This window comes from Mesorhizobium sp. B2-3-5 (assembly GCF_006442395.1).
GTDB lineage: Bacteria > Pseudomonadota > Alphaproteobacteria > Rhizobiales > Rhizobiaceae > Mesorhizobium.
This window is the reverse complement of record NZ_VFVX01000068.1, coordinates 1-10222: the sequence shown is the minus strand read 5'-3', so window position 1 is coordinate 10222 and position 10222 is coordinate 1. Positions and strand designations below refer to the sequence as shown.

Sequence of the window (10222 nt, the reverse complement as noted above, 5' to 3'; positions counted from 1 at the left end):
GTACTTCGTCTCAAGACGCGGGAGAGTAGGTCGCTGCCAGGTCTGCTAAACGCACGTTTGATCCGCACATCGTGCTTTCCAAAAATCAAAAATGATTTTTGGGTCGATGTGTGGAAATCTTCTCCGAACATGGCCCGCCAACGGGAAACCTCGGGCCGCTAACGCGGCCCTTTCCATTGGCAAAACCAAAAAAGGCAGTTGCCAAACGCAATCGCCAGGTAACGCAATCGCCCAGGCGATCGCAGACTACGCAAGCAAACGCTTGCTCAGCGTTGACGCGGGGTGGAGCAGCCCGGTAGCTCGTCAGGCTCATAACCTGAAGGTCACAGGTTCAAATCCTGTCCCCGCAACCAAATCACAAAAACGGCCCGCCAGGCACCCCCAGGCGGGCCGTTTTGCTTTGCCGGATAAGGATCATCTGTCCTGCCTGGTGCGGGCTCACATCCGACAGCCAAGAAGGGCGATCTCTTCGACAAAGAAGGCCTCGCTAATCTGATCTGATCAGTTGCCATGACGTTGTGATCGGCGCGGTGCATTTCCTTCAACAGCGATGCCGATGCGCTGATTATCGCCGTGCGTGCTCCCGGTGTGAAGCGCTGTCTCACTGTCGGCGGCGCGGGCGGTCTTGAGGTCTCCCGACAAGCGCTTGCTCGAAATCCCGAATCTCCAGCGATCTACGAGGCCGAGGCGCAGCAGGATCTCCTTCGGGGACTCCGCGATCGTCATGGCCGACGAAATCGAGAAGCCTGCCCATATCAGGCAGCGGTTCACTGTCGGCCATCGATCAGACGGCCCAAGGCGCGGCCCAACACCGAGCAGCGGTTTCGGGCCGGTCTCATTTCCTGAACGAAGGCGTTCTTTGCGGGCCAGGTCGCGCTCGCGTTTGCTCGAAGCAAACCTTGGCACGAGGGAGCTTCGCTCCTCGCCGGCTCTTGTCCCAAACAAAGCTCTACGCGTCGCTGGGCATCACCGCTCGCAGCCAGGCTGTGATGTCATCGAAGTCGATTGGCTTGGTTGTGTCGACGTCGAAGAGCGGCCCACGCCGCAGTGGTTCGGCGCGCTTGGCGAGTTCGATCAGTTCGGGGATATAGGTCGCGCCTGGGTGGCCCGCTGGGCGCTGGTCGAGCCGGGCGCCATAGCGCTCGGCAAGGACTTCGCCAGGCGCGTGGCACCAGATTTCGACGGTCTGCTCAACGCCAGCTTTTCGCAGATGATCCTCGAGAAGCTGGCGCGGCTGGAAGCCGAACCAGGCGTCGACGATGAAGCTGGTTCCCGGCGGAGCTTCGCCGACAACGGACCAGATCGCCTGATAACTGGCGCGGCCCAGCGTGCGATTAAATTCGCGGTCGCCGCCGCCGAGCACTTCCAGAAACGGATTCTTGATCGTATCGAGCGCCAGCAGCGGCCATCCCATGCGCTCGGCGATGCCGCGCGACACCGTACTCTTGCCGCTGGCGGGAATGCCGTTGACGAGCACTGCGCGCCGGGCTCGCTTGGGTCGAGCTGGCGACGAAATCGCTGCTACCGTGTCCGGCCCTGCCAATGCCTGAAGACCGGCGCCAATGACGCCGGCGTCGTCGCCGAGCCGCGCCGGCTCGACCGGGCACTGGTACCAGGGCGCTTGGGCCGGGGCACAGGCAAGCGCCTTGTGTGCCGCGCGGCCAAGGCCGCCGCCCAGCAGCACCAGTTCAGGGTCGAGCACGGCGACGGCCGTATCGATAGCGGCTCGCAGCGGCCGCGCCCAGACGTCCAGTATGCCGCGCGCCTGGAGGTCGCCGGCCGCGGCGCGGGCAAAGAGCTGATCGACCGAAATGTCCGCGCCCAGCCCGGCGCGCGCAATGTGACGGCCAAGAGCGCTGCCCGAACTCATGGTTTCGACGCACCCGCGCCGGCCGCAGGCACAGACTTCGCCATTGACGTCGACAGTGACGTGGCCGAGTTGACCGGCCGTCGCCGAGCCGCGTGTGATCCGCCGGTTCTGGGCGAGGGCGCCGCCGATGCCGGTGCCGATCGTGAACATCACGACGTTGGCGTGGCGCCGCCCGGCGCCGAGCGCCATTTCTGCGGCCAACGCCATGTTGCAGTCATTGTCGATGACAACTGGCTTGCCTGTCATATCTTCCAGGCGTTGCGCGAGCGCGACGGAGGCGAGGTTGACATAACCGCCCGACAGGATGACGCCGCGTCGTGCATCAACCCGGCCGGGGACGCCGACGCCAACGGCCTTCACGTCCGATGTGTCGAGCAGGCGCACCATGTCGGCGATGCGGCCGAGCACCAGCTCGGGGTCGGGCGCGCTTTTTTCGGAAACGCGCTTGAGGATTTCACCGGTGCCGGAGATGCGGGCGGCACGCAGATTTGTGCCGCCGATATCGATCCCTATGGCCATCGAAGTGTTTGGCATGACGTCTCGTGCGTGCGCTATATAAGCGATAAGCGTCGATCCATTGAGCGTCTCCGGTTGACCGGAGAGCCGCTCCTTTCCCATTTTGGGCGAAATGCCTAGGCGGCCTTTTGCCGGTAGTGTCCGATCACGGCCTGGATCTCACGCAATCGAGGCACTGCGATTGTCTTAAGCCTTTCGCGCTGGATGTCACGGTCAAGCGAGATGCAGTCCTTCCACAACGAACGGCCGGCGATGACGCCCGAGGCACCGTTTTGCATGGCGATCTCGACCTGGCCGAGGAAAGTAGCGTGGTTGACGCCGGCCGAAAGCACCGCCCACGGCACGTCGCCGGCCATTTTGGTGATGTTGGCGCAGGCCTCCGGCGTCCCGGGATAGGGAAGCTTCAGCACCTTCGCGCCGCACTCCAGCGAAATCCTCGTGCCTTCCTCGACGAGCCAGGGGGTTCTGGCGGCATAGTGCTCGGGGCTTTCCCCTTCGAGTTGGTAGGTCAGGAATTCGACGACCAGCAGCAGGTCTTCCCGCCCGAAATCGGCGATGCACTGACGCAGGATGGCGATGTTGTGTTCGTTGGCCTGCGGCTTGTCGGCCCTGAGATAGACCATGATCTTGCCGCCGGTGCCGCCCAGCGCGCGCACCCGGCGCGCGTCGATGCCCGGAACCAGGCGCGACAGACGGTAGCCCTCGAGCGAGACGTCGAAGCCGGACGCGTCCAGGCCGATGAGCAGCGCCGTATCCCTGCCCAAGACACCCTCGTCGACAATGCGCGGCACCGCGCATAGCGGGTCGAGCAACACGCAGGAGGCAGCACTTGCGAGGTAACGCGTGATATCGGCCTTGGTGTCGCCGAGCATGTCGTTGGTGATCCTGGCCTGTTCGGCTGGATCCGACGCCAGCAAGGTCCGCATGCCGCCGCGCTGGTCGCAGGCGATGGCCACCATGGCCCCGTCCTTGCCGCATATCTGCTGGTAGCCGCGCAACTCGGCGGTGGTCATCTTTGCCATGGTCCTCAGTCCGATCTTGCGCGCTCTCGCCGGAGGGCGCGGCTCCCGTGGAAACAAGAATGCTCAGTCCTGTCCGCCTCCCGGCGGGACGATCCGTGCCGACGGCGACGCGCCATCGCCTCGAAGAAGGCGCCTCGCTGCCCTGCGGCCTGGGATCGGCGCAAGTTGCGAGTTGGCTGAATTTGCGCGATAACTCGCGTCGGCGTATACGTGTGTAACACGTTGCTGAAAGGAATTGCAAGCTGCCTGTTTCCCCCATCCAGGATGCGGCCGCATCGCGGACGATGCTGCACACCGTCGCCAAGCTGCACTACGTGGAAGAGATGTCGCAGGTCGACATCGCGCGGCAACTTGGTGTCTCCACCGCGACGATTTCGCGCCTGTTGCAGCGGGCACGCGCCGAAGGCATCGTGCGGATCGAGGTTCTCGACCTGGCGACACCGGAGGACATCACCAGGCAGCTGATCGATGGTCTGAAGCTGCGGGATGCCGCGGTGGTCGAGACCCCGGCGGCGGGCACGCTGGCGGCGCTCGCGGCACCCCTTGGCGGGTTGCTCAGGCAGGCGCAACTGGCGGCGGGTTCCGTGGTCGCCATCGGCTGGGGGCGGGCCGTGCGCGAGGTGATACGGGCCGGACTGCCCCGTATGCCCGGCACACTGACCGTGGCTGCCACCGGCGGCATGCAGCAGCAGGCGGCGCATTTCCAGGTCAACGAATTCGTGCGGCTTGCCGCCGAGGAATTCGGCGGCACGCCCCACTTCATCCACGCGCCCTATTTGCCCTCCACCGAATTGCGTGAGGTCTTCCTGCGCGACACTGCCATTCGCGATGCCGTCGCGCTGTGGGAGAAGACCGATGTCGCGATCGTCGGTGTCGGCCTGCCACATGCCATCAACGCCCCAGAGGCGAGTGCCGCCACGCCGAGCGAGCAGGCGCTGGTTCATGCGGCCGGAGACGTGCTTCGTCATTACTTCGATGCCGAGGGCACGCTGATCGCCTGGGAGGGGGAGAACCGGATGATCGCCATGTCGCCGGCCCAGCTTCGAGCCGTGCCGCTGGTCATCGGCGTTGCCGCGTCGCCTGAGAAGGCGACGGCGATCATTGCCGCCGCCCGCGCCGGGCTCATCAATACGCTAGTGACGGATACGAAGACGGCGCAGGCCATCCTCGCGGTACTCTCCTAGAGCGGACTCACTCTAATCCTTTGTGTTTACGCAATTCCGGACGAAAACCGCTAGGCACTTTTCCTGGAATTGCTGACGGGACAGCGGGACGCCGCAATTGGTGGCCCTTGGAGGTCCGGGACGCCCCCACGAAATCAGTTGTATCGCCGAAGGCCCCGGACAATAGTTGACCGGGGGCTCTGCGGAGCAGTCGGATGCTGTATGATGTGAAAGCCCGGCGCTGCCAGCTCGTAAAACCGAGTTGCAATTTATTTCTGCAAAGTGTTACAAGTTCGAACGCCCGCCGGCAAGGCAAGGCGCGGGCGCGCAGTCTGTCGAACCTCGCGGAGGCGGGGAACGAGCTGTGGCCAACCGCGCCGGTCCCCGACCGGCTGGCAAATCGACTGGAGGGCGCTTGGGAGGAGCTGCCCGCGAAGGCAAAAAGGCGTTCCAGGCCGTCGGCATCTTCTCCGTGAGCGGATGACGGCCATTCCAATGTCACTTGCAACGGCAGAATTGCCAACAATGAGGAGGATGTCATGAAGAAGTTCGTTGCCGCGCTCGCGGCGCTGGCCGTCAGCGCATCAGTGCTGGTCGCACCGGCGCAGGCGCAGGACAAGAAATACACCATTGCGCTCATTCCAGGCCTTACCACCGACGGCTTCTACATCACCATGCGCAAGGGCGCCCAGGCGGCGGCCGACGCGCTTGGCGTGAACCTGGTTTTCCAGGGCGCCTCGGACTTCAACCCGGTCACCCAGGTGCCGGTGCTCGACGCGGTCATCGCCAAGAAGCCGGATGCCATCCTGATCGCGCCGACCGACAAGGTCCAGCTTGTCGAGCCGCTACGCAAGGCCAATGACGCGGGTATCCCGGTCATCACCGTCGATACCTTCATCGGCAGCGGCGTCTACCAGACGGGTGCCGGCGATGCCGATTTCCCATTATCCTACATTGCCTCCGACAATGTGCTCGGCGGCGAGATCGCGGCGCGGGCGCTTGCCACCGCCGTTGGCGACAAGGGCAAGGTCTATGTGTCCAACGTCAAGCCCGGCATTTCGACCACCGACCAGCGCGAAGAGGGCTTCAAGAAGGAGATGGCCAAGCACTCCGGCATCACCGTGCTTGAAACCCAGTTCAATGACGACGATGCCAACAAGGCGGCGTCCCAGTTGCAGGCGGTGTTCGCGCGCAATCCCGACCTGGTCGGCGTGTTCGGCGCCAATTTGTTCTCGGCGCTGGGGGCCGCCAATGGCGTCAAGCAGGCGGGACAGACGGGCACCGTCAAGGTCGTTGCCTTCGATGCTCCGACCAGCATCGTCGACAACATCAACGCAGGCCTCGTGGACGTGGCGATCGCCCAGCATCCCGCCGAGATCGGTTACTTCGGCGTCGTCTCGGCCTATGCCCACCTGACCGGGCACTCGATCCCGGTCACGATCGGCACCGGCTTCACGATCATGGACAAGTCCAACATCGCGGACCCGAACATCTCGAAGTATCTCTACTCCGAATAAAGCCGGACGAGCCTGGCTCTTCCCGGTCCGCCGGGAGGAGCCCGTGTCGGTCCTCGCCTCAGGCGGGGATCCATTTGAAGACAGCCGCGCCGCGGAGTATCCATGACCTCGACATCACCAGCCCAGCCGGCCGAGAAGCATGTCGCCCCCCAGGCCGATCACGGCGATCCGGCCAGGGGTTGGATCGCACGCATCGCCGAAGGGCGCGCCTGGCTGTTCCTGGCCGGCCTCATCATCTGTTTTGAAATCTGGTCGAGGCTCGCCTTCGGCGCGACCTTCGTCCTCAATCCGTTCAACCTGCAGTCGATCGCCATATTCGCCGTGGCTCCGCTGTTGCTGGCGACCGGACAGACCTTCGTCATCATTTCGGGCGGCATCGACCTGTCGCTTGGCTTTATCATGGGCCTTGCCGCCGTCATCGCCGCCCATGCCACCAACCTGGCAGGCGCGGCCATCCCTCTGCCGCTGGCCATGCTGGCGGGCATTCTTGCCTCGGTGATCGTTGCCGGCGTGCCGGGCGTCATCAACGGCCTGCTGATCTCTCGCCTCAAGGTCCCGCCCTTCATCGGCACGCTTGGCATGTTCGGCGTTGCACGCGGCGCCGCCTTCCTGCTTGCCGGCGGAACGACAGTGCCGGTGCAGAACTCCTGGTTCGCGCTGCTCGGCAACGGCAGGTTCTATGGCGTGCCTTATCTGGTGATCATCACCGCCGTCTTCGTCGTCGTGATGCACTACCTGCTCAGCCAGACCCGGTTCGGCCAGCACAATTACGCCATCGGCGCCAATGTGCAGGCGGCGCGGCGCTCCGGCATCGACATCAGGGGTCACATCCTGCGGCTCTATGTGCTGTCGGCGATGTGCGCGGGCCTTGGCGGCGCGCTTTACGCGGCGCGCTTCACCGCGGGTGCGGCGCAGGCTGGCGAGCCCTTGCTGCTCGACAGCGTCGCGGCGGTGGTGATCGGCGGAGCCAGCCTGTTCGGCGGGTCCGGCACCATCTTCGGCACGGTCGCCGGTGCGCTGGTGATCGCGGTCATCCAGTACGGGCTGGTTTTCGTCAATGTCGAGCCGTTCTGGCAGTTCATCGCCGTTGGCGTCGTCATCATCATTTCCGTTCTCATCGACCAGGCGCAACGCCGGTTCAGTGGAGCCCGTCAGGATGAATAGCACCAACCAGACCGCGTCCCTGCTGGAAGTCCGAAATCTCTCCAAGCACTTCGGTGCCGTTCGGGCGCTCAACGATTTCTCCATGGCCGTGCGGCCGGGCGAAGTGGTTGCGCTTGCCGGTGACAACGGCGCCGGCAAGACGACGCTGATCAAGGCGATATCGGGCGTGTTCCAGCCGACGGGCGGCGAAATCCTGCTCCGGGGAAAGCCGGTGACTTTCGCGACACCACAGGAGGCGCGCGAAAAGGGCATCGAGACGATCTATCAGGATCTTGCTCTCGCCGACAATCTATCGATCGGCGCCAACATCTTCCTTGGCCGCGAACCCGTGCGCAAGGCGTTCGGCTTCCTGCCGGTGCTCGACCGCAAGGCCATGGCCGAGGCGGCGCGGGAGACGATGAAGCGGCTGGACTTCCACGTCAGCCGGATGGAAGCCCCGGTCAGCAATTTCTCCGGCGGCCAGCGCCAGGCCGTCGCCATCGGCCGCGCCGTCTACTGGGATGCGCAGATCCTGATCATGGACGAGCCCACCGCGGCACTTGGCGTGCCGGAACAGCGCAAGGTGATTTCACTGATCCACCAGCTCAAGGCGCAGGGGCGGGGGGTAATCTTCATCTCGCACAATCTGCAGGATATTTTCGCCGTATCCGACCGCATCGTGGTGCTGCGGCGCGGGATCCAGGCCGGCGAGCGCAAGATTTCCGAGACCAACCATGACGAAGTCGTCAAGCTGATGGTCGGCGGGTAAGGCGTATTGATATTCAGGTGATGCCGGCCTGCAAACGACGGCTTCCTGCGCTTCCGGTGCTCACGTATGAAAGTACGCTCCGCTCCGGTTCTCGGAAACCATCGTTTTCGAGCCGTCCTGACCTGAATCTCAACACACCTTGGGCTCTGAATTGCTAGCCGGCATCGCGGTTGGTCAGCGCGATATGGCAGCAGCCGGAGCCGTGCCCTGGCGTCCAGGTGACGTTGTCGAAGCGCACGCCGGTCGCCTCGAACAGGCCACGGTCGAAGGCGCCGGCGATGCGGCAGAGCGTGGCGAGCTTTTCATCGCCAACGCCGGCCTCGACCCAGGCGTCCTTCAGCGGGCAGCGTTTGACATTGAAGGCGATGCGGTCATCGCCGCGCTCGACATCGGTCGGATACATCAGGCCGCCATCAGGGCTGACGGAAAGGAAGGCTTCGCCGACGGCGCGCGCATCGTTGGGGCCGAAGCTCGCGAAGGCGGCTGCGGCCACTTCCCTGCCACGCTGTTCGATGGCGCGGATCATGATCGCCTCCGCCTTTTCGGGGCCCAGCTCTCCGGTCAGCTCGTCGAGAAAGAGGCGGTAGAGATCGGCGCGGTTGCGGAAGGCGGAATCGAGTTCGCGTGACAGTTTCTCGGCTCTGGTTTCGGGATCGGTCATCATGTTTTGGCCCTGTTCAATTTTGGTGCTGCCGCCACCAGCGCCCTGCCGATGGCCGATCGGGGTGCGTCAATGACGGCACGGGCATCGCCGCTCTCGGCGATCCGCCCGGCGTTGAGAAGGATGACGCGGTGGGCGACCGCCCTGATGACGCCGAGATCATGTGAAATGAAGAGATAGGCGATCTTGTCCTGGCGCTGCAGGTCGAGCAAAAGGTCGAGGATCTGGCCGCGCACCGAAACGTCGAGTGCCGACACCGCCTCGTCGAGCACGATCAGCGACGGCTTCGTGGCGATGGCCCGGGCGATGGCCACACGCTGTCGCTGGCCGCCGGAGATTTCGTGTATGGCGCGCGGCGCGAGATCGGCCGCCAGCCCGACGCGTTCAAGCAAGGCGGCGATGCGGCGCGGACGCTCGGCGCGCGACGCGATGCCATGGATGCGCAAGGGATCGTCGAGAACGCGCGCCACCGTGGCGCGCGGATTGAAGGCGGCCAGCGGATCCTGGAACACCATCTGCAGGCGCGCGCGGCGGGCGCGCAGGGCGGCCCCGCGCAAGGCGAGGAAATCGCTGCCCTCAAATTCGATGCGCCCGGCGTCCGGCTCGATCAGGCGCAGCACGAGCCGTGCGATCGTCGATTTGCCACTGCCGGAGGGGCCGGCCAGCGCCAGCGTTTCGCCGGGCTCGATCGTGAATGAGACGTCGTCCACCGCCGCGACAGGCTTGCCGGTGCGGCGGTAATTCTTGGTGAGGTTGGAAACCGCGAGCAGGCTCATGCGGGGAGTCCGCTTCGGTTCAACAGCAGGTCTGCATCGAGGCCGATATGAGCATCGAGAAGAGTGCGCGTGTAGGCTTGCGATGGTGCATCGATGATCTGCCTGGTCGTGCCAAGCTCGATCAGTTTGCCGTGGCGGAACACGGCAATGCGTTCGGCGAGTTCGGCCGCCAGCGCGATGTCGTGGCTGATGAACAGCAGCGTCATGCCATCCTCTGCCACCAGCCGGCGGATCAAGGTGACGATCTCAGCCTGCACGATGGTGTCGAGCGCGCTGGTCGCCTCATCGGCGATCAGCAATTTCGGCCCGGCCGCGATCGCGGCGGCGATCGCCACGCGCTGCTTCTGGCCGCCGGAAAGCTGATGCGGGAAGGCGCGCATGGCGGCGTCGGGATCGGGCAGGCGGACACGTTCGAGCAGGGTTTTGGCCGTTGCGAAGGACTGTGGCCAGTCGAGCCCAAGATGGGTACGCGCGACCTCCGCGATCTGCTTTCCGATGGTCATTACGGGGTCCAGGCTGGATGAGGGATCCTGGAAGACGAAGCCGATGTCGCGGCCGCCGAGGGGGCAAAAATGGAAATGTTGGCGATCCTTCGCACCCCCCTCTGTCCTGCCGGACATCTCCCCCGCAAGGGGGGAGATCGGCAGCTTCTCCGACGGCTCACCTTTCGCACCTCTGGTGATTGGCGAAAGCGGAGATGAGGACGCAATCTCCCCCCTTGCGGGGGAGATGTCCGGCAGGACAGAGGGGGGTGCCTTGGCACCGAAGTTTGACGGCAAGAACCA

The 10222-nt window shown here is 64.5% G+C and carries 9 protein-coding genes, 1 tRNA gene and 1 pseudogene; 6 read left to right on the top strand and 5 right to left on the bottom strand.

All coding sequences use genetic code 11. The annotated features are described in order from the left end of the window. Nucleotides 1-276 precede the first annotated feature (276 nt). A tRNA-Met gene (locus FJ958_RS31170) sits at nucleotides 277-353 on the top strand. A gap of 94 nt (nucleotides 354-447) precedes the next feature. After that, nucleotides 448-781 (top strand): annotated as a pseudogene (locus FJ958_RS32600) (NAD(P)-dependent oxidoreductase); the annotation flags it as partial. 168 nt (nucleotides 782-949) lie between these two features. Here the strand turns inward: FJ958_RS32600 and FJ958_RS31160 are convergent. Further along, complete coding sequence (locus FJ958_RS31160; RefSeq protein ID WP_140749903.1) at nucleotides 950-2404, bottom strand: ROK family protein; 1455 nt, start codon at nucleotides 2402-2404, stop codon at nucleotides 950-952. A 98-nt stretch (nucleotides 2405-2502) separates the two neighbouring features. Next, nucleotides 2503-3408 carry a tagatose-bisphosphate aldolase gene (locus FJ958_RS31155; RefSeq protein ID WP_140749901.1) on the bottom strand — a complete coding sequence of 302 codons (906 nt, stop codon included), beginning with the start codon at nucleotides 3406-3408 and terminating at the stop codon, nucleotides 2503-2505. A 284-nt stretch (nucleotides 3409-3692) separates the two neighbouring features. Here FJ958_RS31155 and FJ958_RS31150 point away from each other — a divergent pair, with 284 nt between their 5' ends. From FJ958_RS31150 to FJ958_RS31135, 4 genes are all read left to right on the top strand, one after another. Continuing rightward, nucleotides 3693-4592, top strand: a complete 900-nt coding sequence (locus FJ958_RS31150; protein ID WP_140749898.1) for a sugar-binding domain-containing protein — start codon at nucleotides 3693-3695, stop codon at nucleotides 4590-4592. 518 nt (nucleotides 4593-5110) lie between these two features. Then, entirely contained in the window at nucleotides 5111-6088 is a 978-nt protein-coding gene (locus tag FJ958_RS31145; protein WP_140749895.1) for an ABC transporter substrate-binding protein, read from the top strand. A gap of 102 nt (nucleotides 6089-6190) precedes the next feature. After that, nucleotides 6191-7252: a ribose ABC transporter gene (locus FJ958_RS31140; RefSeq protein ID WP_140749892.1), complete on the top strand. Its 1062-nt coding sequence runs from the start codon at nucleotides 6191-6193 to the stop codon at nucleotides 7250-7252. Further along, a complete protein-coding gene (locus FJ958_RS31135) occupies nucleotides 7245-8000 on the top strand; it encodes an ATP-binding cassette domain-containing protein (protein WP_140749889.1) in 756 nt (251 codons plus the stop codon). The genes FJ958_RS31140 and FJ958_RS31135 overlap by 8 nt, the downstream gene beginning before the upstream one ends. A 154-nt stretch (nucleotides 8001-8154) precedes the next feature. On the opposite strand, the gene FJ958_RS31130 is transcribed toward FJ958_RS31135, so the two are convergent. The 3 genes from FJ958_RS31130 to FJ958_RS31120 are packed head-to-tail and all read right to left on the bottom strand — an operon-like array spanning nucleotide 8155 to nucleotide 10216. Continuing rightward, nucleotides 8155-8664, bottom strand: a complete 510-nt coding sequence (locus FJ958_RS31130) for an L-2-amino-thiazoline-4-carboxylic acid hydrolase (protein WP_246676787.1) — start codon at nucleotides 8662-8664, stop codon at nucleotides 8155-8157. Beyond that, nucleotides 8661-9437, bottom strand: coding sequence for an ATP-binding cassette domain-containing protein (locus FJ958_RS31125; protein WP_140749886.1), 777 nt, complete (start codon nucleotides 9435-9437; stop codon nucleotides 8661-8663). Before FJ958_RS31125 ends, FJ958_RS31130 begins: the two co-directional genes overlap by 4 nt. Next, nucleotides 9434-10216, bottom strand: coding sequence for an ATP-binding cassette domain-containing protein (locus tag FJ958_RS31120; protein ID WP_246679862.1), 783 nt, complete (start codon nucleotides 10214-10216; stop codon nucleotides 9434-9436). The genes FJ958_RS31125 and FJ958_RS31120 overlap by 4 nt, the downstream gene beginning before the upstream one ends. Between the last annotated feature and the right edge of the window lie 6 nt (nucleotides 10217-10222).

Bases quoted from the DNA above. Each gene is read 5' to 3' on its own strand.
- FJ958_RS31160 (WP_140749903.1), bottom strand. From the start codon at position 2,404: ATGCCAAACACTTCGATGGCCATAGGGATCGATATCGGCGGCACAAAT.
- FJ958_RS31155 (WP_140749901.1), bottom strand. From the start codon at position 3,408: ATGGCAAAGATGACCACCGCCGAGTTGCGCGGCTACCAGCAGATATGC.
- FJ958_RS31150 (WP_140749898.1), top strand. From the start codon at position 3,693: ATGCTGCACACCGTCGCCAAGCTGCACTACGTGGAAGAGATGTCGCAG.
- FJ958_RS31145 (WP_140749895.1), top strand. From the start codon at position 5,111: ATGAAGAAGTTCGTTGCCGCGCTCGCGGCGCTGGCCGTCAGCGCATCA.
- FJ958_RS31140 (WP_140749892.1), top strand. From the start codon at position 6,191: ATGACCTCGACATCACCAGCCCAGCCGGCCGAGAAGCATGTCGCCCCC.
- FJ958_RS31135 (WP_140749889.1), top strand. From the start codon at position 7,245: ATGAATAGCACCAACCAGACCGCGTCCCTGCTGGAAGTCCGAAATCTC.
- FJ958_RS31130 (WP_246676787.1), bottom strand. From the start codon at position 8,664: ATGATGACCGATCCCGAAACCAGAGCCGAGAAACTGTCACGCGAACTC.
- FJ958_RS31125 (WP_140749886.1), bottom strand. From the start codon at position 9,437: ATGAGCCTGCTCGCGGTTTCCAACCTCACCAAGAATTACCGCCGCACC.